Here is a 23674-nt window from a genome sequence, read left to right as displayed (position 1 = left end):
TCTCTTTGGGGCTTAGCGCTATCGAGTAATATACGCGATTTTATGCGCTGCGCATAATCGGCTGAATTTTAAGACAAGTTGCTGAAACTACGTCGAAAAAGTACGCGTGATAAATATCCACTCAGAGAACAAAAGATAGAGTGTTTAACTATATTGCATACAAAAAAGCCCCGCTTACGCGAGGCTTGAATTTTGTTAAAAATTCGCATCCTGATGGCTTAGGATGTTAAGTGGGGATTATTATTCTTTTTGCCCCACCTTCTTTAGGTTATGACTTAACGACCGTTGCCGTTAGTAAAGTCTGGGTAAGCTTCTAAACCACACTCGCTAATATCCACACCTTCGAACTCTTCTTCTTCAGTCACTCGGATACCCATTACCGCTTTCAGTATTGCCCATACGATTAAGCTCGCACCGAATACCCAAACGAAGATGGTCATTGCACCAACAAGTTGACCCAAGTAAGTTGCGCCATCATTCGTTGCAGGTACGACCATGACACCAAAGAATCCAACCACGCCGTGAACAGATATAGCACCAACTGGATCATCAATCTTCAATTTATCTAGGCTGATGATAGAAAACACGACAATCAATCCACCGATAGCACCGATAATCGTTGCACCTAGGGCTGACGGTGTTGATGGTTCAGCTGTAATAGCCACTAGTCCAGCAAGAGCGCCGTTAAGAACCATGGTTAAATCCGCTTTCTTAAATAAGATTTTAGCCAGTACAAGTGCTGCTACCGCACCACCTGCTGCTGCTGCATTGGTATTTAAAAATACCATTGCCACTGAGTTAGCGTTTCCTATATCACCCAGTTTTAACACAGAGCCACCATTGAACCCAAACCAACCCATCCAAAGGATGAATGTACCTAGGGTTGCCATAGGTAAGTTTGCCCCTGGAATAGCGTTAACTTTTCCATCTGCGGTGTATTTACCCTTACGTGCACCAAGTAACAATACGCCCGCTAATGCCGCTGATGCACCGGCCATGTGGACAATACCTGAACCTGCGAAATCAGAGAACCCAAAATCATCTGCAAGGCTATACATACCGAATACCGAGTTACCACCCCACGTCCAGCCGCCTTCCATTGGATAGATGAACGCTGTCATCACTACCGCGAAGGCCAAGAAAGCCCATAATTTCATACGTTCAGCCACCGCACCAGATACGATTGACATAGCCGTTGCGACGAAGACTACCTGAAAGAAGAAATCAGATGCGCCAGAATAAATTGAACCACCTTCGAAACCATCTTCGCGGCCAGCAAATTCGCCTAATGTTTCTGCAACATCAACATTTTCGATACCCGTTAAAAAGTAATCACCACCATACATAATGGCGTAACCGCACACTAAGTACATCAAACAAGAAATCGCAAAAAGTGCGATGTTTTTGGTTAAAATTTCAGTGGTATTTTTTGAACGTACTAACCCAGCTTCCAACATGGAGAAGCCTGCGGCCATCCACATAACGAGTGCGCCACACACTAGGAAGTAAAACGTATCCAAAGCGTATTGTAAGTGAAATGCTTGTTCCATTATTATTATCCTCTGTCTCTCTAAATAGCTTCGCCGTCGGTTTCACCGGTACGAATTCGAACTGCGTGTTCAAGGTCGTAAACAAAAACTTTACCGTCACCAATCTTGCCAGTTTTAGCCGCTCCCACTATGGCTTCAACCAATCGCTCAACCTGATCGTCTTGAACCGCGATCTCGAGTTTTACTTTAGGTAAGAAATCCACTTGATATTCCGCTCCGCGATATAATTCAGTGTGACCTTTTTGACGCCCAAAACCTTTGACTTCGGTAACGGTTAACCCGTCGATTCCTATTTCAGAAATGGCTTCGCGCACATCATCTAGCTTGAATGGCTTGATGATCGCTGTGACTAGTTTCATATTGCTGCTCCCGGTAATTATTATGATTTTTAACGCTACAATTGCAGTTGATAGAACAAGAGCTATGCCATAAATTTTAAATCTTTATAATCAAATGGTTACAAGTAAAAAAGGATTTTAAAATGATATAGCTCGCACAGATTTGGTTCAATTTTGCGCAATTGCACCTTATTGGAGCAGGGGGTACTTAGTTAAATTGCTATACCCGATTTCAACTAACATTAGTCGCCGGGTAAGCACGTTAAAAACGTCCAACGTGCATACAATAAGAGGGAAAACAGGACGAGAACTATTTTATGAGTCACGAATGACAGGCATTAAAGATCTTTACACTACCTTTACATTCTAGCCGCTGAACTTATCAGCGCATCTGTTACTCTACTCTGTTTCACTGCCTTCACCCGTCAATAATCACGTGCTTATAACAGATCACTACCCAATGAAAGCGGATTTCACCCCCTATTTACCGCCAAGACCGAAAGCGAAAGTGGCAACATTATGGATAATTTTGGGATCTTTGCTGCTGCATCTGATGATGTTAATACTGGTTGCTCGTAGCCCAAATGAAATAACAAAATTCGAAACGACAGAAGGTACACCAGCAAAAATCAAACCCATTACTGCACGTTTGATCTATACGCCTGTCAGCACCATAGTCACGCCTAGCCCCGAGCCAACGACGACAGAGAAACCTGAACCGAGCATTACGGTAGAACCCGCACCGACCGCAGAGCCCGTTATTGAGTCAGACCCCGTCACTGTTATCCCTTCGCAGCCCGAGCCTATAGCACCAGAACCAGCTTTGGAGGCACCGTCAAAACAGGCGCCAGAACCGACAATAGAAACATTACCAGCTGTCCCCCAGCCAGAGATAAAAAGTGATGCTAACTTTATTCAACAGGATCCACTTGCCTCACCAGCGGATACTGAACGGCCTAAAATGGCGGATGACCAAGCACACACAGTCGCTGATAAAGTGAAAAACCAATTGCATAGCTCATCACAACGTTCTATTGCGGAACTGGCAGCTGAGGAAGCGGCACGATACCGACGTGAGCAAACGTCCCCAAGCCTGTTAGACAAACCAGAGCTAAGCAAGCTAACTGAAGATGAGAAGCTACAAAAAGAAAACGAGGTACTCGCAGATTGCTCAAGCTATACCAACAAAGGCATTGCCATATTAGCAGGGTTAACGGGCGGTAATATTAAGTGCACTACGACAAATGGCGCAGAGTCATTTATTCAGGATAGGCTGAATAAAACCGCCCACCTGCCCGCTATGAAAGATAATAAAGGCAATTAACCGTCTTTAGTAGACGCTTAATTACCGAATAGTCGTTCCCAAAGCGATTTTTTAAGCGGTCCGCGTACTTCTCCATTACAGGTTTTGGGAATGGGCGGCAGTGCATCTAAAATGGCTGGCACACTGATAGTATGCGCGCAACCTGGGCGACTAAGCGCGCCACTTTTTTCGTCAAAATGGGCAATGCCCAAGCCCTTCGGATAACGACGGACTAACGACTTAGGTTGCTGCAAGCTTTGGTAGCCAATAAATAACTGCATCGCCCCACTTGCACCGCTTAAATTAATAGGTTGGTTGTCGTCTTTACCCATCCAAGTGGTCACTAAAATATTGTTATCGAAACCACTGAACCAGCTATCGCGATAATCATCTGTGGTACCCGTTTTACCGGCCATATTAATATCAGCAAAGACTTTTTTAATCTGCTTCGCTGTTCCCTCAAGCGTCACTTTGTGCAGTGCATAATTGAGTAAATATACCGCTTTTAAGTCTGCTCGTTGCTCTCCTTGCAAATTAAAGCGCCATAATGGTTTATCTTTGGGCGATAACACAGCAGTCACTGCATGCAGCGGAATATAACGCCCATTGTTGGCTATGGTTTGATACATTTGATTGACTTGAATAGGTGAAAAGTTCACCGCCCCTAGTGTCATTGCCGGATAAATGTCTATGGACTCATTAACCCCGAGACGCTTCACAGTAGAAGCAATATCATCCAATCCTACTTCCATGCCTAACGTGACGGTGGGCACATTTAACGATTGAGTAAGTGCTTCAACTAAAGGAACCTGACCTCGGAATTTTTTATCTGCATTTTTAGGTTCCCACATTTTTCCGTAGGTGCTTTTAAGTTGAATAGGCTCGTCTTTAAGCGGTGTGGCTAAGTTGAATTGAGCTGCTCGTTCCAGGGCTGTTAAGTAAATAGCGGGCTTGATTAAAGAACCAATTGCCCGCTTGGCATCCAGTGCACGGTTAAACCCCTGAAACTGGGGATTTGCATCGCCGACGATAGAACGCACTTCACCACTTTTAATGTCTGTTATCACCATGGCTGACTGCAACCCCGTCAAATCCATACGCTTTTGCTGGGTGTTAACACCGGCTTTAACCGCTTTCTCAGCTTTGCGCTGGGCGACGGAATCAAGAGTCGTAAATACCTTCAAGCCAGATTCACGCATGTTCGGATCGGCTAATACCGTTTTTAGTTCTCGGCGCACTAAATCCATAAAAGCTGGGTGTTTGCCAGACGTTAAACTTGCCCCCGAGGCTAAATTCAGGGGTTGATTAATTGCATATTCATACTCGTTTCGCTGCAATTCATTGTTTTCAAACAAAATCCGTAACACTAAGTTACGACGCACTGTCACACGTTCAGGGTGTCGGCGCGGATTATAATAAGATGGGCCTTTGATTATGCCTACCAAAGTAGCAATTTCCGCAACATTCAATTCCGCTAATGGTCGATCAAAATAAAATAAACTTGCTAAGCCAAAACCATGTACACCAGTATTGCCATTTTGACCGAGAAATACCTCGTTTAGATAGGCTTCAATTATTTCATCTTTACTGTAACGGGCATCAATAATCAGGGCCATTAAGGCTTCTTTGGCTTTGCGTACTAAGGATTTTTCATTGGTTAAAAACAAATTTTTGACCAATTGCTGGGTCAAGGTACTGCCACCTTGAACGGCGCGTCCAGCAGATACATTTGCAATTAATGCGCGTAAGATAGATAACGGCGCAATACCGTAATGCTGATAAAAGTCTTTGTCTTCCACTAACACTAGCGCTTTGGTTAACGACGCAGGAACGGCATCAAGATTAACCAACATGCGGTCCTCACGACCGCTACTCATAAGACGGGTGACTAACCAAGGTTCAAGGTATATTTCGTCAAGAGCCGCATTAGTATCTAAATCACGTAATGTATTAATTCTTCCATTTGCGAGGGTGATATCCACCGCCAACTCAGATTCCTGACCGTGGGGGAAATGAAATGCACGGCGCTGAATACGCAGACCGGTTGCTTTAAGCTGATATTCGCCCGTTTCGTCAGCATGACGTACTTTGCGATAGCCTAACAGCTCAAGTTCTTCAACAATTTCTTTAATCGTGACTTCTTGCTTTAGCTGTAAATGCATGGGGCGAGCAAAAATTTGCGCCGGAACTTGCCATTTGTTACCACTAAACTGTTTAACGATCTGGGCATCTAAGTACACGCAGTAGGCCGCGATAACAGCGGCGATAATAATAAGCAAACGCCACCAGTTACGCGCTATCCAGCGTAACGGGTTTAATTTATTGGCTAGGGTTGGCTTAGTTTTTGGGGACTTTTTTGGCATCTATTTTTTACTGTCTCGCAAGGGGGCATGCTTTGGCATATTGTGACATATCCTACCTACGAATGCAGGCACAGCTGAGCGCAAATAGGATTAATTATATGATGGGTTTTCGCACCAGAGGTTTAAGTGCCGTTTCATATTTCTGTTTAAGTGCTTCAACGCTGCCAATAATCATGGTTACTGTGATGTCTTCAATGGTTTGACGGTTAGCTTGATGTTTTATCAAATAATGTCCCGCTGTTGCACGACTATACTCGGTTGGATCGCCATGGTCTTCTAAACTCGGCTCCGCAGCAAGTCTTTCAAGCATAAGGCCCCTCTGTTCCATATAGGTTAAATAGATGGTGGTTACGCACCTGACCAATTGCTCAAACGTTTGCAGTAGCTCTTTCATGCTCGGATAGTAGGCATAAACAAATGATTTGCTCACCCCAGCTTCTTTCCCTAGCCGCTCCATGTTGAAGGCAGAAACCCCTTCGGCTGCCGCGCGGTCTAAAAGCAGGTTTTTTCTCACTTCTGGTGAAAGTCGCGTGCGAATCTTTTTTAATTCGGTCATATTGCGGCTAATTCAACATTTGTCTTATAAAATAATCAGTCATTAATATGTATGACAGTTAGAAAAGCAAGTACAAGATAACAAGTAAGTCTAAGCCCAGCGCTTGCAATGGGAGAGCGCATTAAATTTTGACATTTTATTAAACGTTAACGGTTTTTATTGCTCCCCCATCAACTCTCAGGTTAGCGCCGGTAATATTTGAAGCTGCGGGGGTGGCCAGAAAAACAGCCGCATTTGGCACCTCTTGCGAGGTTCCCAGTCGATTAAAAACAGAAATCGCCTGAGCGTGTTTAAATAGTACAGGTTACTGCTTCTCAACATTTTGCCAAAATCCATCTTGATGATAAATCGGCCCAGGAGAAACAATATTAACCCGAATATTATCCTTGCCTAATTTATGCGAAAGTTGGCTTGCATAGGAAATCAAAGCGGCTCTTGATCTTTTAATAGCCTATCGAACCCCAGCCTGATCCTTTATCGTTCTGATAGTCATGAGTTATTGACCATTGACCATTTACTCTTTAATACAGAAACCGTGTGATGAAATGAGCAATGCATGCTGAGATACATAAAGTGATAGGGCGCGATTAATCTTTATATCATTGGTTAGAAGCGAGCCTTTTTTTATTTGTTTTAGTCGTGGCGGGCGCACTTGCTGGATCGTCCGGCCAAAAGTGTTTTTGATAACGGCCTTTCATTTCTTTTTGTACGTCTTTATAACTGCCCTGCCAAAATCCCGCCAGATCTTGCGTTTGCTGTAATGGCCTACCTGCAGGCGATAGCAACACCATTTGAACCTTAACCTGCCCCCTCGCCACACTCGGTGTATCAGTAAGGCCATACACTTCCTGCAGCTTAACCGCTAACGATACGCTCCCCTTAGCATCGTACTCTAAAGAAATCCGGTTAGCGCTGGGGACAGTGATCTTACTTGGCAGCAAACGATTTAGCGACTGCTGTGCTCCGTAATCGAGTTGATTTAACAACAGAGAATAAAAATCGACTTTGCTTAATTGTTGCCAATTCAGCACATCAGCTAAATAAGGCATTAACCATTTATCAATATTAGTCAGCAACCCTGTTTCACTGACGTCAGGCCAGTCACTCTCAGTTAGATAGGTGCGGGCCATGCGTAAACGATATACAAGTTGCAGCGTATTTTCGTTAAAAGGCAACCCCATAACACCACGCAAGTCAATTTGTTCACGCCATATCTGACATACTTGTGCGCTATTGGGTTTCTTAGCTGGCGTTTTATTGAGAATAATTCGACCTAATCGCTCCAATGACTGTGCAGAAATAGCTGAACGTGCCTCATCCCACTGACACCGTGTTTGTGTGCTGATGAGATGAGAAAAATGCTGTTCGATCTGGCCTCGACCAATGGGCTCTGCCAAGGTTATACGCGCATTACTTTGATAAGCATCGCTGAGCAGCATTTCTCCGATGGCTATCCATGGCTGACCGATTAGCGGGTCGTTGTCACCTAATTGGCCGCCAGTGCCATCAACTAAACCATATCGCCCACCGCTAGTGCTTTTTCCTATCCACTGGGGGAATGCAAAACCAAGTAAAACCCCAGTATATTCAAGAGGCCAGGAAGTTAGCTCACAGCCTAACTTTTTATGCCACTGGCGAATGTTACGCCACATTGGATGATTTCTGTGTTGCAATAAAAAGGTCAAGCGTTCGTCACACAGACTTCCCCCTTGATTGCCTAATGGGTTTTTGTCCTCAAGGAGCACGGCAATGGCACAGGCAAGACTTTGATGTCCGGTACTTAGCCCGCGACTCTTTAGTAGCATAGTGGCTATATTTGCCTGTCCGCCCAGTGCATGTACTGCTTTCCCATGAGGGCTAACATGAAGATTTTCATCGAGTATCTGTAACCCCATCAACACCGAATGTGCCTGTTTAAGCTGAGCGTCACTGGGCATATCGATTAATGCAAAATCGCCGACTGGTGTTCCCCACACACAGGCTTCGAGTAAAAATGGCGCAAGATCACTGGTCAATATCTCTGCCTGTGTGTGCTCCACTAGGCGTTGGTGCTGCTCTTTACTCCATAGCCGATAACACACACCCGGTGCTAGCCTACCTGCTCGTCCCGCACGCTGGGTAGCAGAGGCTTTTGAAATCATCTGGGTACGAAGTTGTGTAAGGCCTTTGTTTAATTGATAGATAGCATTTTTTTGCATGCCGCTATCCACCACCACCGTTACTCCTTCAATGGTCAAACTGGTTTCAGCAATATTGGTCGCTAAGATTATTTTGCGCTTTGCGTCAGGATCAGGCGCTAATGCCGCCTCCTGAGCAGCTAAGGATTGCAAAGAAAACAAGCTGTGGATTTGTATATCCGTTGTCATTGTACGTTCAAGTAAGCTAGCACAACGCCGGATCTCACCTTGTCCCGGAAGAAAGACCAAAATATCCCCCACATGCTGTTTTGCCGCAAAAACAGTCAATCCAGCGACTTTTTCGACCAATGACGCACTCCCAGTATCTGGCCGATAATGGGTTTCAACAGGATAACTGCGCCCTTCACAGGCAATGTGTTTTGCCTGAGGTATTAACGAGCTTAAACTAGCCACATCCAGTGTTGCAGACATAATGAGTAAACGTAGATCATCCCGCAGGGCATCCTTGACTTCAAGGCACAACGCCAGTGAGAAATCGGCATGCATACTGCGTTCATGAAACTCGTCAAACACCACTAAGCCCACACCAGGTAATTCTGGATTGCTCTGCAGCATGCGCGTTAAAATACCCTCAGTGACTATTTCCAAACGCGTTTCGCTGCTCACTTTGTTTTCGCCACGAATACGATAACCTACCGTTTGCCCAACCTTTTCACCTAATTGCTTGGCGAGAAAGTGTGCAATGTTACGGGCGGCAATACGCCTAGGTTGCAGCATGATAATCTTACTTTTTGTAAATTCCTTTCCTTGTAATAATGCCAAAGGTACGGCGGTCGATTTACCCGCGCCAGGAGGCGCCATCAAGATCACATCGTTTGCGCTAAGCGCTGCATGCAACTGAGGAATAATATGTTCTACTGGTAGCGTTTTTTTCACAAAGGACAAGGTGTTATCTCATAAAATTAGCGGTATAGGCCCACAAATTAGATCAGGTGTTAGTGTATCCTGTAGTGGTGATTTTTTCAGGAGAATAAGATGCGTTGTTTTTTTTGCCCTTACCCCACCCCCATCTATAAAACTGGCTATCGATGCGTGGCGTGACAAAGCATTTCCAAGCTTCACCAGTCCGGTAAAAGCCAACAACTTTCATATCACCTTGGCATTTTTAGGACAAATTACCGAAGCACAATTAGACTCGTTGAGCCAATATATTGAGGGCCACCTAAAGATTAAAAGCTTTCCTTTAACCTTAGATTATCTGGGGTATTGGTCTAAACCCAAGGCTTTATGGATCGGTAATGCGGTTGTTCCCCAACCACAACGGGATCTGGTTGAGCTACTACACAAAGCTGCCCTTCAAAGTGGTGTAAGTATGCAAAAACGTGATTATATATCCCACTTAACTCTGGCGAGAAAATGCCTTGATAACCCACCGGCTCCATTAATTGAGCCCGACTTTACCTTTAAAAATACCGAGTTGACCTTATACGAATCTATTTCAACCGATCACGGCGTCATGTATCGTCCATTAATTGAGTGGCCTTTCGCCCCCACCTTTTCATTTTAAGTAAAAATTACTCCCAATTGAGCTAATCCATAACGATTCGCTATTTACCTTAGGCAGCTAGCAAGGTAAAACAGGTGCAAATTTTTGAAATGATAAATTCCCATGCAACAAACCTTAAGACTGGTCATCGACTGCCCAGATCAAGTCGGCCTAGTAGCCAGCGTCAGCCAATTTTTGGCTGAACATAACGCCACCATAGTAGAAGCAAGTCATCATACCGACTTACAAACCGGCCGCTTTTTCATGCGTCATGAAATTAGCACGGATTCGTTAACCATGGATATAGAGCAAATCAGACTTGCTTTTACCCCTATCGCCGATTCATACGCTATGAATTGGAAGCTTGTCGATTCAAACAAAAAACCGAAAATGGCACTACTTGCCAGTCACGAATCACACTGCTTAATGGATTTACTCCACCGCTGGCACAGCAATGAGCTGCATTGTGACATTCCATGCATTATTGCTAATCATCCACAGATGAAGCAATTCGCCGATTGGTACAACATTCCTTTTCATTGGATCGATTTTAAAGTCCTAGGCAAAGACGCTGCTTTTGCCCAGATCAGTCAATTGATTAAGCAATATGACATCGATTTAACTGTGCTTGCACGCTTTATGCAGATTTTGCCTGACGCCTTGTGTAGAGAATTAACAGGACGTGCCATTAATATTCATCATAGCTTCCTGCCTTCATTTGCTGGCGCTAAGCCTTACCAGCAAGCCTACGACAGAGGCGTTAAACTTATAGGTGCGACGTGTCACTATGTAACGGGTGATCTAGATGAAGGGCCTATAATTGAACAAGAAGTGATGCGTATTTCTCATAGCGATACCGCGCAAGATATGGTGCGCAAAGGCAAGAACTGTGAGAAAACGGCTTTAGCAAATGGCGTTCGTTATCATTTGGAAGATCGCGTGATTATTCATCATTCAAAAACTGTGGTATTTGCTTAAAAAGCTTAAGGCGTTTAGGTCAATTAGAAGTTCGCCACATAAACAATATTAATGTGTTTGTCGGTGCGCTCTTCTCCGAACCAAGATTGAGTCGCATCGTTCGCTTGCCATAGCGCCTTAGACACAGCAACTTCAACGTACTGCTGCTGAGAATCAAGCATAAAGCGAGAGCTGAATAACCACTGGTTACTCGCAGGCAGTTGAATATCGGTCCCTTGGGACGTTTCAAGATTAGTGTCCATTTGCCTAATGTAGCCTAATCCCAAACTAATACGATGATTCAAGCGATAACGCGGTAATATTGCCCACTGACGAGTGGTCGTTTTCTGGTTGTGGGCACCCCAGTTTAACTCACCTTTCAAATAACCAACCTGAGTATCAAGAGAAATATCTTCCCCAAATTTTTGGTGAAACGTCAATTGATAATCACGTTGGTGGCAGCCATCAAATTTGATACTTTTTTTATTAAAATCAAGTTCCGTACTTTGTGGCAAGGTTTGCTTTACCCATTCCAAAGTTTGTGCCCAATTTAACTCAGCGGCAGAAACATTGGAGGAAAAGCAAAACATAAAAAAGCAAATGGCGTTGCGCAATGCACTTTCTCTCACAGGATTAAACAGAGTGTAACTGTAGACTGCATTCGCCGTTCATGGGTATTAAGTCACATCATTTAGTATACAATTTCATACCATTAGCGTAATAATGCTAGCTATACTAGTGGCATGGTTGATCTAGGATCGTCAAAATAATGTGTTATTTTCGGTTGCAATAAGTAAGCTATCGATTAGGCGACAAGAGTCATAGCGCAACTTCATTTCTTGTAAATAGCCGCATTTTTTTAGCGGCCATAAACGTAAAACAAAGCCTATTTATCGAGTTAATAATTAACCATGCTAAAGACTCTAAGTACATATCTTCGCGAGCGAATTTACCTACTAATATTAAGTACTTTTTGTGTCAGTGGTGCATTTGCAAATGACATGGTTAAACTCAATGGTTTCGCTACATTAGGTGCAATATATAACGATAGTGATGATCTCGGTTTTCACCCAAACCTAAAAATTCCAGCTCGGGGTGGTTTTTCATTTGCACCGGATTCGGTTATTGGCGCACAGGCGAATATTGAATTTAATGCGCAATGGGACGCGGTGGTTCAAGCCGTCTTTCGCGATAAGCTAGATAACAAAGCCATTAACTATATCGATGTGGCATTTCTGCGCTATCGCTTAAACAGTAGTTTCGAATTTCGTGTCGGACGCATGAATACCGACATTTATTTTTTATCTGAATACAAATCAGTAGGGTACGCATACCTGTGGGCTCGTCCTCCTGCAGAATTTTACGGCAAAGTATCGGCAGTCTCTCAATTTGAAGGAGCCGATGTGTTGTATAAGCGCTCCTTGGGGCGTGGATTTTTACAAGCTAAGTTTGGCTACGGTGAGACTGACGCAGCTATAGCAACGACAGGCTCTGCAGTGGATATCCACTTTACCAACATATTAATGGCGTCATTATCTTATCAGCAGGACGAATGGCAAATTCGAGCATCATTCCTAGACACAAAAGTAGATGAATTTAGCGCTAGCCTCGAAGAGGTAGATCAAGTTTTAGCTTTTTTCCCCCCATCAGTATGGCCAGGCGGCCCTGCACTTCGAGACAGGTTTGATTTTATTGGCAAGAAACAACAATTCTATGGCCTAGGCTTTCAATACGATAACGACTTATGGCTTGTTCAGTCTGAAATCGGATTTATCGACTCTCAATGGGATATAGAGCGAGATACGATCTCAGGCTATATAAGTCTAGGGTATCAACCTGATAACATTACTTATTTCGCCACGCTATCCGCGATAGAGCCCACCGAAAATAATCTAAGTGACAGCATTGGGGAAATTTCACCGGATGCACCTGCGGTGGTCGCAGCTACCTTGCAATCGTTCAGACCGTTAATCAGCGAAGCACTCAATCGAAACCGAATTAAACAGCATACCTTCAGTGTGGGAGCAAATTGGCAACTGTATCCGTCTTTGGTGGCAAAACTGCAAATTGACTGCAGCGTGATAGCTGACAATGGTTTTGCACTTTGGCAGATATACAGTGAGCCTAGCACTAGCCAAACGGTGAACGTATCTAGCCTTAGTTTGAATTGGATATTTTAATATGCGTTTATTAAGTATCCGATTAATAAGTATTTTCATGTTTGCCTGCCTCTCCCACTCCGCTTATGCATTAGTTGTCGTGGTCGGTAAGAACAATTCAATCAATTCATTAAGTAAAACCCAGATTATCGATATCTACATGGGCCGTTACAGTACGTTTCCCAATGGGATTGTCGCCAAACCCTTAGACCGTATTGCGGGCAGCCCAGAAAAGCAGCAATTTTATCAAGCGCTAGTCAATAAAAACGAAGCTAAAATCAATGCTTATTGGGCACGCTTGTTGTTTTCCGGTCGAGCTAGTCCACCGAGCAACTTTGCTACTGACACTGAAATGCTGGAAGAATTGCGCAGCTCCGCCCAGGCTATCGGCTATGTTTTAGAATCAGAAGTGGATGATTCAATGAAAGTCGTTTATCGTTTCGAAAAATAACCGCACACTTTAGAGAACTTTTTTGAAACGACACATTTCATTTGCGTTAAATATTATTGCCATAGCATTGTTTATACCCGGTATTACCTTACCTATGTTCGCCTTGAACATGGAAATGTCGGCACTGCTTAACGCAGCAGGCGTCACATCGACGTTAATAGACAAAGAGCTATCTATTCTCACTACAGTCAAGGAATTGTGGGAAAGTGAGCGCTTTATGGTCGCGGTATTAATATTTTTGTTCTCAGTGTGCATTCCGCTGCTAAAAACCATCCTCATGAGCTTGGCCTATTTTACCCGCAAGAAAAACCTCGCATTACAAATCACTCAGTTCGTGGCAGCGATTGGTAAGTGGTCTATGGCGGATGTTTTTGTTGTAGCCGTTTTTCTGGCTATTTTATCAACCAATCATGTGGATACTTTATCCCAAGAGACCCTCAGTTTATTCGGCTTTAACATCTCAATCGACATCAGTACGCAAACGCTCTCTAACGCAGGAGACGGTTTTTTCTATTTTGTTGGCTATTGTCTACTGTCATTATTAGCCAGCCATATCGCCAGTAGCCCTTATGCACTCAAACGGGTAGAGCCCGAGTAAAGAGCAAAAAGGCCGCATCAGCGACCTTTTTTATCTACTCTCAATTAAGATTATCTAACAGGTGTATCGCCCGTTACGGGAACAGCGTTAGTATCGCTAGCTAGCTTTTCATTTGCTTGTCGAACGCCTTGTGCATAGTCTGGGTGTACTTTCTCAAGCACGGCATACCAACGCTCTTTCACTGAAGCGGAACACGGCCCCATAGCTGCAGCATAGTTGTCATAAAGACGCTGCTTTTGCTCAGCATCGAACATTTCATATAATGCTCTTGGCTGAACATAGTCAGCATCACTTTCAGCCTGTTCATATCGCGCTGCGTCGCCATCAATTCTAAGTGGCGGCTCTTCTACACTGGCATCTGCTACTGGCCCGTTGTGTTGATTAGGTTCGTAATAGGCATCCGCATTACCAAAATCATTGGTGAAAAAGCGCATCGCTCCGTCTTTATGGTAGTGCTGTACATTGGCGGCTTTCGCTGCATTTGCTGGCAGGGCTTCATAATGAGTGCCTAAACGATAACGATGGGCATCAGCATAAGAAAAGACCCTAGCTTGCAGCATTTTGTCAGGGCTGTACCCAATGCCCGGTACCACGTTCGACGGACTATATGCCGCATTTTCCACCATCTGAAAATAATTCTCAGGGTTTTCGTTCATTTCTAACTCACCCACTTCGATAAGTGGGAAGTCCCCATGAGGCCATATCTTAGTAATATCGAACGGATTAAACGGCTGTTTTTCTGCATCCAGCTCAGGCATGACCTGAATATACATGGTCCACTTAGGGAAATTTCCCTCTTCGATAGCGTTATACAAATCTTCTTGATAAGCCTCTCGGGTTTTACCGGTCAATGCTTCTGCCTCGGCATTGGTATAATGCTTGTGCCCTTGCTGGGTTTTAAAGTGAAATTTAACCCAGTGACGTTCACCCTTTTTATTCCACAAACTGAAAGTGTGACTACCGTAACCGTTCATAAACATGGGATTAACCGGTATGCCGCGGTCCGACATGAGGATGGTAACTTGGTGAACACATTCAGGCTGCGCAGCCCAAAAATCAAACATTGCTTCGGGTGAGCGAAGATTAGTTCTAGGATGGCGCTTTTGGGTGCGAATAAAATCGGGAAATTTAAATGCATCGCGTACGAAGAAGACTGGGGTATTATTTCCCACCATGTCCCAGTTGCCCTCTTCGGTATAAAATTTGAGACTGAAACCACGTACGTCCCGTTCGGTATCTGCGGCACCGGACTCACCGGCAACCGTTGACCAACGACTGAGCACTTCGGTCGTTTTACCAATCTGGGAGAATATTTTGGCACACGAATACTGACTGATATCGTGGGTGACGCTAAATTTACCTTTAAGCCCCCACCCTTTTGCGTGTACCGCCCGCTCCGGAATACGTTCACGATTTTGGTGAGCCAGTTTTTCAAGTAACTGATAGTCGGTGAGCAGTAACGGTCCTCTTTCCCCTGCTGATTTAGAGGTATTATTCGAAGGAACCGGTGCCCCGGCGCTGGTGGTTAATCTAGGCTTGTCTGTCATATTCTTCTCTCCATTGCATGGTTTGACGTTACCTACGAACGTGCGTAGGTAAGTAGATCACTAGGGAATAGAATAGCAGCGTTCACTAAAAAGTGATTATGAAGAAATTAGATACGCTTAATTCAATGAATCAATTAGCCGGAGGGGATCTGCTACTTGAGGCTTCAAGCCTAAACCTAATAGTGCGTTATAAATTGCCTCGCTAAAAACGTTAGGCAAGACAAACTCTCCCTCCCCCTTCATTTTTTTTCCGCCCTAACGCCTGCTCCGCTCGGGAAATAATGTGTTGCAAAATACTGTCTTCTCCTGCGAGTTCACTGACTCCTATACTGACAGAGAGTGAAATCTCATTTAAATGGGTATTCGCTAGCTCTTGTTGAAACTGGAGACGAATTTTATTGGCTAAACATAAGGCTTGCTCAGCTGATGTTCTAGGTAGGAGCAGCACAAACTTTTCATCCGCGACCTGCCCCAAATAATCCGATTCACGGCAGGTTGATAACAAGGTATCAGCCACCCGTGTTAATACCTTATCAGCCACGTCTTGACCATGATTGGCCAAAATGCGTGGAAAACGATCGATATCAAATGCCAATACACTCATGGATTCATTATGCCTATGGGCAGTAGCGATCAATTTTGTCGCTGATAGCTCAAACGCAAAATGACTAAACATAGAATTTGACTGATCAGAGGGTCGATTGAGAATTCTTGAGATAACAGTCTTTTGATGCTGTTTCTTCGCATTCAACAATATAAGCAAAAGACCGACGAATAAGATGGCAACAATTAACCAAAAAACCACCATTTGTACCAGTATTAACGTGGCCATTCGCTCGCTGTCTTGGCTTTCATACTGGCGAACAACACCGTTCAAACTGTTTAATAACGGGGTATATGCCATCTCCATTAATACTTTCGCGTCGAGTTTCGCTCCATTTTTTTGTTCCTGTAAATTCAAGGCATGGTAAATTTGCTCACTGAATGCCATTAGCTGTTCATTCACATTGTTTTCAGCGGTGAAATAGAGTTGTTGCAAGTCGAACGACATAGGTGATGTATGCCCCTCTTTTAGCGCATTATAGTGAGGGTTAAGTAAATGCTGATGATTAGCTTGCATTTCGCCTAATGCTTGTAAGCTGGTTTGTTTTGCTGCGATATCACCACTATAAAGGTACGCAGTGGCAAATAAACTTGCTCTTTGCAACAACATACGTTGCTGGCCACTTACATTCACCTCATGAGCCACCTTTGCTTGGGCTTGAATGACTTTGTCTAACGTCAGATGCACCGAAATAGCTAACAATCCACCCAGTAATAGATACAGCATACTCGAAAGCATAGTGCCACGTACCGAGCTCGGCTGCGTAATGTTACGGCTAATAATGGCCATGATATTGTGCCTCCAAGGCTCAGTGGTTGGCTTAATCGAAGTGGTAACTCACACCTAACGTCAGTAGGTCTACATCTTCGCTATCGAGAAAATAACGCTCCCATTCCAAATTGACTTGGAAACGCTGTGACAGGCGGTAATTAGCCCCTAAACCTAGGTAAAAGTCGGTCCCGTCTTCCCCATCGAGTGAATCAAGCTGGGTATTGCTAAAGACCTCCCGAGAGTCAAAATCACTTTCCCATAAATATAATCCTGCGCGAGCGTTCACAAACCAATCTTCGTGGCGCCAAAGTTGATAATTAAGGCTGGCAGTGAATCCTTCGACAGACGATGGGTGGATGGCCCGTGCTAAGTCGAGAAACTTTTCCGGTTCAGTGGTGGTGGTAGTGAATGCCGTGCTGACTTCACCTAAATCCGTATAGCCAAACTCTACACTTAGATTCTCACTTAGCGATGTACCCAGTCCGATTTTGAAAGCGCTTCGTGAGTCGTCAACATCAATATCGTATACATCGAAGCCAATTTTCTGAGCTTCACTGTAAACATATCCTTCCGAACTAGCGCCTGATGCATAACCCAGATTAGCCTGAACATACCAATGCTCAAATAAGCAATCGTCATCCACGACGCACAGTGACTTCGAAGCTAGTTTTGGGACTAATGACCCACTTTTCCCTGTATTTGAAGCTTGTCCCCATGCGGCTTGCCCGTAAACTAACGATAACGCTATGCCTAGCCCTGTTGTTATATATTTCATTTCATAGTCCCCCTGGGGTAAATGTATTTTGTTGATACTTTCTTGAGGCACCAACCAGAGCTAATAACAGCAGCATCCAAGCAAATGTTCCACCACCGCCTCCGCCAGTATTATCAATACGCACCTCAGCTGGTGCCACAGTGATCACGAGTTGCGCTTCTGCTAGTGCACCATCTTCGTCGTTAATGGCATAACGTATTATATCTGTACCGGCGAATCCTTTATTCGGGGTATAGGTCAATGTTGAATCACTGTTGATCACAACTGTTCCGTTTTGCGCGGTCGCACTGATGATAAACAATACTTCGCCGTCTGGATCTGAGTCATTATTCAGCACACTCACCGTTACGTTTTGATTAACCGTCATGCTCGCTATGTCGTTTTCCGCGATGGGAGCCTTATTGGTGATAACGCTTAAGCGAACTGCGCCTAACGCGGTACCGCCATTATTGTCACTGATACCATAACGAATGATATCGTTACCTACAAAACCATCTCGTGGCGTATATATGATGCTGGTATCAGTGAACGTCACGTCACCAAAGGCTGCATTTGCCGAGGTAATAGTCAGCGTGTCGCCGTCAGCATCTGTGTCGTTATCCAAAACTGTAATTTCAACGCTGGTGTCAACAAGTAACTCAGCGACGTCGTCGCTAGCAACAGGTAGCGCGTTTTGACCAACACCCATGATACCAACACCACCAGGGTCGACTATGGTGCCATTGGCAATACCATCCGCATCATTCGGCCCACCGTCCACTATTTGGATTTGCACACACCAGTCACCTTCGTTCAGACCTGATTGCCACACATCGCCCCCAGGAGGAGGGCAGAAACCTGGTTCACCCTTTGTTGACCAAACACGATTCAATTCAGATTCAGCGAATAAGAACCAGCCAGTAGCGGTGTAAAATTTACGATACACGGCGTTTTGCGGAACTGGGCGAATTTGCGGCATAACGATTTTGTATGCTTGACCCACATCCGGTAGACCGTATGCAATAAAGTCGAAAATTCCGCCAATATTCGTTGCTTCAGGGTCCGGGATGAGCGCTGCATCTAGCTCGATATCTTCCTCCAATATTTTTGCACCACCTTCGACTGCATCAATAGCAAAGTTACCAAGACGTAAACACACACCAGGGTCGCCTTCTACTAGGTAGCCATTATCAAACGCTTCTTCCTCTGGCAACACATTACATTCAGGGATGGCATCCAAGTAATCCGGAATACCGTCTCTGTCCGTATCATCAAATCCTTCTTGGTCATCAGGAATACCATCGCCATCTGAATCAATCGAGGTTAATACAGGTAATGTACCCACCACTTCTAAGTAAATGATTTCTACATCACCAAAGTTTGCGGCATCACTGTCTGTAATGCGCAAACTTACCCGGTAGATGCCAACCGGGACATTAGTAGGGTCAAACGTAAAAGTATCGAGTTCACCGTCTTCATCAATCAAGACCTGCTCAAGGTTTTCCCATACAAAGTCATATTCATTGTCTGCATCAGGGTGGGTAATATCACTAAAAACAGACGCTAAACCACCATCTTTCGCAATAAGAACGCTGTTATTTCCCTCTTGTTTTGAGAACAAGGCCACATTAGGATTCACGTTATCTTCACGGATAGAGATAACATGTTCAAACTTATTACCTCGGTTGATACTGGGGTCAAGCGTCACTATGACGGTTTCTATTCCCTCAATATCGGCGTCGGAATATGACTCGAAAGTAATGGTGGCATCACTGCCTGACTCGAACACCAGTACACCGTCAACTAGGTTGTGATCGCTGCCATCCGCAGTACCTGACACGCTGTAAGGTATTTCTAAGGGATAAACCGGTGACGTGCCATTTAAATGGACACCAATGGTAATTTGACGCCCTTCCAGCACACTTTGATCTTTCTCAATAGACACAAGCGGTCTAACTCGAACGAACTGACTGGCGATACGCTGACGACCTTCACTATCCTCAGCTAACCAGAATGCAGTGTTCACACCAGGCTCGTAGAAAGTCACGCCATCAACCAAAGAAACAGGCAGAGGATTACCGAAACGGTCCACAGCTGAAGCAACACCTAAGTCCACTTTAGTAAACAGCGCAGTGGCATCAATGAATACATCTCCAGGCACTTCAATAACGGGCAGCAACTCCACACCATCTGGTGTAACTGACACAACAGCACGAGCATTCGAAGCTAAACCATCATTGTCTTCAATACTGTATTCAATAATAGCGTTGCCAATAAAACCATCAACTGGCGTGTAGATAAGTGCGCTATCGGTAAAGGTAACCGTACCGATAGTAACTGTCGCCCCAACAATACTTAACGTATCACCATCAGAATCTGTATCGTTTGCCAACACATCGAGTACAGCGGGTTCAAACGTGGTAAGCGTAAATACATCATCGACTGCAAGTGGTGCATCATTCTCGCCTTGCACTTGAATGGTTACGGTCGCAATGTTTGAATCCAATTGACCATCGTTAGCTTGATAGGTAAAGGTAACTGCACCAGTAAAATCTTCTGGTGGGTTGTAGATAACATTCGGCATATCACCAATTAACTCGCCATTTGGTAGGGTCAATAAGGTGTACGTTAAGGTATCACCTTCAGCATCGGTTCCCGTTAAGTTAAGCGGTAAACTACCGTCTTCCTCGACCGTCACAACTAAATCGGTCAGCACTGGAGCCAAATTTGGATTAACGACCACGATGGGAATATCCACGCATGTGACGGCATCATTAGTGTCACTGACACATACATTCACGGTTGCCGTGCCGACAAACCCTTCATTTGCAATAAAGGTAATACTGCCATCAGAGTTAATTTGCACTGAACCGTTCTGACTACTCGCTGACTTAATACTAATAGGATCGCGATCCGCATCATTGAAGTTCGATAAGACCTCAATATTTACAGGATTAATCAAATCGATGGTCGCAGTGGTCCCTGAGGGAGTATAAATCGGTTCATCGTTTACCGATGTTACCGTCAGTGCAACGCTGGCACTGGCAACGCCACCGTTACCGTCGCTTACTGTGTAGCTAATGGTCACTGGACCAAAATAATTAGCCGGTGGATTGAACACGATATTACCGTTGTTACCCACACTCACGGTTCCCACAGATGCACTCACTGATGCAACACTTAACACATCACCGTCTATGTCTGAATCATTGCTAAGCACATTAAGGTGGAGTACGGCGTCCTCAGCGATAGTCGCCGACTCACCAACCGCAATTGGCGTATCATTAACATTTTGCACGTTAACCGCGACCGTAGAGCTAGCAAACAAGCCAGTGCCATCCGCTATGGTATAACTGATCGTTGCGGGGCCGTTGAAATCTCCTGGTGGCACATACACAATATCGCCATCGCCATTGACGCTGACACTTCCCACATCCACCGAAACGCTATCAATAGATAACGTATCGTTATCCACGTCAACGTCATTTGCTAATGCCGAGAAGGTTAATATAGTGTCTTCTGAAACACTTGTTTGATCAGCTATAGCAACTGGCGCGTCTGGTGTGCCGTCTATTGTAAAGGTGACAGAACCGACATCTGTTCCACCAGCACCGTCCGAAACAACAAAGCTGACAGTTTCCGCACCGAAGAAATCTGCTGCGGGCTGATAGTCAATACTTGTGCCGTCGGTTGAAATTGTTGCGATTCCGTTCCCAGTAACTGACGTGATAGATGCAACACGGATAGTTTGCCCAGAATCTTCATCGGTATCATTAGATACCACATTAAATGCGGCGCTTGTGTCGTCTTCTGTGATGTTGAATGCATCGGAAACCGTCACAGGTAGCTGATTAAGCAGCGTCAGTGTTAAATTCTGTGCATTGAGTGTTTGTCGCTGACCAAGACCATCTCGATAGCTAAACGCGGCCTGTGCAAGGAGATCTTCTGTACTTTGCGTCGGTGTAATGCCATCACTGTCCACTGTTAGCGTCAGTATAAATTGCTCTTCGTTTACATCATTATCCGAATTAATCAGTCCGCCTAACGCTAGACTAACTGCTTGTCCATTGGCTAGTATCTGGTTGTCGACGTTCGTCGTTAGATCACTATTTATCGCATTGATTTGGCCTGGGTTATTGCCTGCACTTAGGCCTGTATCAAATACTCTTGTCAACGTAGCGGAATTAGCTAAGTAGGCCAATCCTTCAGGAAGCACTAAGGTAAAATCAGTGTCGCTCGTACTACCAGCTGGAATAACCATATTGATGTTTAACGTTAGGGTTTCACCTTGAATGAATTCAGCATTATCGGTATTCACATCAGATGTGTCAGTGAGAGTGAAACTTGGCGCTTCAAATAAAGCGTTGTTGCCGCTAACGGTGACCAAAGTCGGGTTAGTACCATCATCACCCAAAGCGTTGTCATCAGACCCCAGATCAGTGAAGTTGTCACCGCCGACTGTCGCCTGCCCCTCAAGCACAGTGCCATCTATAACGTCATCAACTATGAATGAAAAGCTACCAGTCACAATATTACCCGGCGCAATATCACCCACGTTCGCCAAATACGGCTCGTCAGTTACAATGATGCCTTGACTGACCAACGCGCTGTTGGCAATAAGTTGTGTATCGGCTGGTACCGCTTGATTGATTTGTACACCTACAGCGCTTGCGGAGCCTTGGTTTAATACACTTAAATTAACTTTTACCGTATCACCTTGATCAATTTGGCCATTTCCATTTTGGTCACTAACCAGCTGCCAGGTTTGGCTGAATTCAAGATCTGGTACGCCTGCTTGCGCATCCACTATCGACACCTTGAGAGGCTGGTAACCATCAAGCTGCACGCCGTTGCTGTCAGTTAACTGCGAAGTTGTTTGAGCGCTCGAATGTGAACCTTGCAGCGTGATGACTTCCTCATCAGCACTGCCATTATTATCCACCAGTGGTTCGTCAACTATCACTTTTAGCGTAACGATTACACCGTCATTGGCAGCAAGAGATGCAATATCAGCAGTCACAGCACCATTTACAACACTGGCTGTATTTGCGCCTTCGATTTGTACTGAATTGGCCACATACGTTAGCCCTGAAGGCAAAATATCCTGCAGATTAATATTATCGAGTGAATCTGTGCCTAAATTGCTCACAACATAGGTAATTAATAATTCGTCGCCAGCTGAAATAGCACTATCGCCATCATTATCAGCGGATAATTGAGCGGCTTGCGAGACATACAAATTTGTCACATCCTCGCTTGGCTCACCGACTCGTAATGTATTGGGTTGGTCGCCGTTGGCATCATTAGCATCTGCATCGGTTAATTCAGCAACCGTGTTGGCAGAATCAACTATGCCTTGTGCAGAGATAACTGTACCTGACACCACATTGTCATTAACGGTTACCGCGAAAGAAATAGTGGCCGTTTCATTTGCAGCTAAATCACCCACATCCACCGAAATACCCGATGTATCATCTGCTGTTCCCGCGTCAGTGCTGACCGAGTTGGTAATATATGTGGTGTTTGCAGGTATGCTTTCATCAAAGGTCACGTCAGTAGCATCGGTTCCATTATTGGTAATGCTAACCGTATACAGCAAGGTATCACCCGGATCCGCAAAACCATTGCCATTAACGTCAATATCTAAAACAACCGCTTGGTCAGCAGCAATAAAGTTTGCATCGTCACTCACCACAGATTTAGTGGTTGAAAATGTATAATCGCGCTCATCAACATTCGTATCTGAAGCACTGGAATAAACCCCGTTATTGATTGATACCACTAATGGCTCACCAATATCTGCATCATTGTCGACCCGCGCATCGAAGGTAAACGTTTTCGCGCCGTCAACGACCGCAATGGTACCGAAATCGACTTCCAAATTAGTTGGGTCGGTTTCATCAACACTTTGTCCCATAAAGCTCCCATCGACATAGGTTAAACCATCAGGTATGGCGACTTCTAAACTGGTGTCAAAGGCGTTGGTGCGATTCATCTGCGCAGTGGCAGTAAAGGTATAGGTGACGATATCACCAAGGG

At 44.7% G+C, this 23674-nt stretch carries 16 protein-coding genes and 1 pseudogene; 6 read left to right on the top strand and 11 right to left on the bottom strand.

Going from position 1 to position 23674, the window contains the following annotated elements; genetic code table 11:
* Positions 1 to 275 precede the first annotated feature (275 nt).
* Together GPLA_RS03730 and glnK are read right to left on the bottom strand one after the other, a co-directional pair.
* Positions 276 to 1550 carry an ammonium transporter gene (locus GPLA_RS03730; RefSeq protein ID WP_007103494.1) on the bottom strand — a complete coding sequence of 425 codons (1275 nt, stop codon included), beginning with the start codon at positions 1548 to 1550 and terminating at the stop codon, positions 276 to 278.
* Positions 1551 to 1570: 20 nt separating this feature from the next.
* Positions 1571 to 1909, bottom strand: a complete 339-nt coding sequence (gene glnK, locus GPLA_RS03725) for a P-II family nitrogen regulator (protein WP_007103493.1) — start codon at positions 1907 to 1909, stop codon at positions 1571 to 1573.
* Between the two features lie 439 nt (positions 1910 to 2348).
* Between glnK and GPLA_RS03720 the strand changes: the two genes are divergently transcribed.
* On the top strand, positions 2349 to 3212 hold the full coding sequence (locus tag GPLA_RS03720; RefSeq protein ID WP_007103492.1) for a hypothetical protein: 864 nt from the start codon (positions 2349 to 2351) through the stop codon (positions 3210 to 3212).
* A 17-nt stretch (positions 3213 to 3229) separates the two neighbouring features.
* Here the strand turns inward: GPLA_RS03720 and mrcB are convergent, their stop codons facing one another.
* The 4 genes and pseudogenes from mrcB to hrpB form a co-directional block, all read right to left on the bottom strand.
* Positions 3230 to 5554: a penicillin-binding protein 1B gene (mrcB, locus tag GPLA_RS03715; RefSeq protein WP_007103491.1), complete on the bottom strand. Its 2325-nt coding sequence runs from the start codon at positions 5552 to 5554 to the stop codon at positions 3230 to 3232.
* 94 nt (positions 5555 to 5648) lie between these two features.
* Positions 5649 to 6110: a TetR/AcrR family transcriptional regulator gene (locus GPLA_RS03710; protein WP_007103490.1), complete on the bottom strand. Its 462-nt coding sequence runs from the start codon at positions 6108 to 6110 to the stop codon at positions 5649 to 5651.
* Between the two features lie 139 nt (positions 6111 to 6249).
* Positions 6250 to 6558: pseudogene (locus GPLA_RS23860) on the bottom strand (SDR family oxidoreductase).
* 151 nt (positions 6559 to 6709) lie between these two features.
* The gene (hrpB, locus tag GPLA_RS03705) at positions 6710 to 9193 is read right to left on the bottom strand and encodes an ATP-dependent helicase HrpB (RefSeq protein WP_007103488.1); all 2484 of its coding nucleotides are present in this window, start codon (positions 9191 to 9193) and stop codon (positions 6710 to 6712) included.
* Between the two features lies 1 nt (position 9194).
* Here hrpB and thpR point away from each other — a divergent pair, with 1 nt between their 5' ends.
* Positions 9195 to 9815, top strand: a complete 621-nt coding sequence (gene thpR, locus GPLA_RS03700; protein WP_007103487.1) for an RNA 2',3'-cyclic phosphodiesterase — start codon at positions 9195 to 9197, stop codon at positions 9813 to 9815.
* 102 nt (positions 9816 to 9917) lie between these two features.
* The gene (purU, locus tag GPLA_RS03695) at positions 9918 to 10772 is read left to right on the top strand and encodes a formyltetrahydrofolate deformylase (protein ID WP_007103486.1); all 855 of its coding nucleotides are present in this window, start codon (positions 9918 to 9920) and stop codon (positions 10770 to 10772) included.
* A gap of 23 nt (positions 10773 to 10795) precedes the next feature.
* Here purU and GPLA_RS03690 read toward each other — a convergent pair whose 3' ends face one another.
* Positions 10796 to 11365 (bottom strand): hypothetical protein, encoded by a 570-nt coding sequence (locus tag GPLA_RS03690; RefSeq protein WP_040513864.1) that lies wholly within the window; start codon positions 11363 to 11365, stop codon positions 10796 to 10798.
* 387 nt (positions 11366 to 11752) lie between these two features.
* Here GPLA_RS03690 and GPLA_RS03685 point away from each other — a divergent pair, with 387 nt between their 5' ends.
* Genes GPLA_RS03685 through GPLA_RS03675 form a run of 3 tightly spaced genes read left to right on the top strand, consistent with a single transcriptional unit; the run spans position 11753 to position 13959 of the window.
* Positions 11753 to 12931, top strand: a complete 1179-nt coding sequence (locus GPLA_RS03685) for a hypothetical protein (protein ID WP_007103484.1) — start codon at positions 11753 to 11755, stop codon at positions 12929 to 12931.
* A 1-nt stretch (position 12932) separates the two neighbouring features.
* Complete coding sequence (locus GPLA_RS03680; RefSeq protein WP_040513863.1) at positions 12933 to 13361, top strand: type 2 periplasmic-binding domain-containing protein; 429 nt, start codon at positions 12933 to 12935, stop codon at positions 13359 to 13361.
* 22 nt (positions 13362 to 13383) lie between these two features.
* Positions 13384 to 13959 (top strand): paraquat-inducible protein A, encoded by a 576-nt coding sequence (locus GPLA_RS03675; RefSeq protein ID WP_007103482.1) that lies wholly within the window; start codon positions 13384 to 13386, stop codon positions 13957 to 13959.
* A gap of 50 nt (positions 13960 to 14009) precedes the next feature.
* Here GPLA_RS03675 and GPLA_RS03670 read toward each other — a convergent pair whose 3' ends face one another.
* The 4 genes from GPLA_RS03670 to GPLA_RS03655 form a co-directional block, all read right to left on the bottom strand.
* A complete protein-coding gene (locus GPLA_RS03670; protein WP_007103481.1) occupies positions 14010 to 15506 on the bottom strand; it encodes a catalase in 1497 nt (498 codons plus the stop codon).
* A gap of 211 nt (positions 15507 to 15717) precedes the next feature.
* Entirely contained in the window at positions 15718 to 16899 is a 1182-nt protein-coding gene (locus GPLA_RS03665) for a GGDEF domain-containing protein (RefSeq protein WP_007103479.1), read from the bottom strand.
* A gap of 31 nt (positions 16900 to 16930) precedes the next feature.
* Complete coding sequence (locus GPLA_RS03660) at positions 16931 to 17656, bottom strand: outer membrane beta-barrel protein (protein ID WP_007103478.1); 726 nt, start codon at positions 17654 to 17656, stop codon at positions 16931 to 16933.
* 1 nt (position 17657) lies between these two features.
* Entirely contained in the window at positions 17658 to 23630 is a 5973-nt protein-coding gene (locus GPLA_RS03655) for an Ig-like domain-containing protein (protein ID WP_226993050.1), read from the bottom strand.
* Positions 23631 to 23674: the final 44 nt, after the last annotated feature.

The organism is Paraglaciecola polaris LMG 21857 (assembly GCF_000315055.1).
GTDB lineage: Bacteria > Pseudomonadota > Gammaproteobacteria > Enterobacterales > Alteromonadaceae > Paraglaciecola > Paraglaciecola polaris.
Note: the sequence above shows the minus strand (reverse complement) of the source record. Positions and strands in the feature narration are given on the sequence as shown.

Coding starts and splice junctions, on each gene's coding strand:
- GPLA_RS03660 (WP_007103478.1), bottom strand. CDS start 17,656: ATGAAATATATAACAACAGGGCTAGGCATAGCGTTATCGTTAGTTTAC.
- GPLA_RS03670 (WP_007103481.1), bottom strand. CDS start 15,506: ATGACAGACAAGCCTAGATTAACCACCAGCGCCGGGGCACCGGTTCCT.
- GPLA_RS03730 (WP_007103494.1), bottom strand. CDS start 1,550: ATGGAACAAGCATTTCACTTACAATACGCTTTGGATACGTTTTACTTC.
- purU (WP_007103486.1), top strand. CDS start 9,918: ATGCAACAAACCTTAAGACTGGTCATCGACTGCCCAGATCAAGTCGGC.
- GPLA_RS03720 (WP_007103492.1), top strand. CDS start 2,349: ATGAAAGCGGATTTCACCCCCTATTTACCGCCAAGACCGAAAGCGAAA.
- GPLA_RS03680 (WP_040513863.1), top strand. CDS start 12,933: ATGCGTTTATTAAGTATCCGATTAATAAGTATTTTCATGTTTGCCTGC.
- GPLA_RS03665 (WP_007103479.1), bottom strand. CDS start 16,899: ATGGCCATTATTAGCCGTAACATTACGCAGCCGAGCTCGGTACGTGGC.
- glnK (WP_007103493.1), bottom strand. CDS start 1,909: ATGAAACTAGTCACAGCGATCATCAAGCCATTCAAGCTAGATGATGTG.
- mrcB (WP_007103491.1), bottom strand. CDS start 5,554: ATGCCAAAAAAGTCCCCAAAAACTAAGCCAACCCTAGCCAATAAATTA.
- GPLA_RS03710 (WP_007103490.1), bottom strand. CDS start 6,110: ATGACCGAATTAAAAAAGATTCGCACGCGACTTTCACCAGAAGTGAGA.
- GPLA_RS03685 (WP_007103484.1), top strand. CDS start 11,753: ATGGTTAAACTCAATGGTTTCGCTACATTAGGTGCAATATATAACGAT.
- GPLA_RS03655 (WP_226993050.1), bottom strand. CDS start 23,630: ATGAATCGCACCAACGCCTTTGACACCAGTTTAGAAGTCGCCATACCT.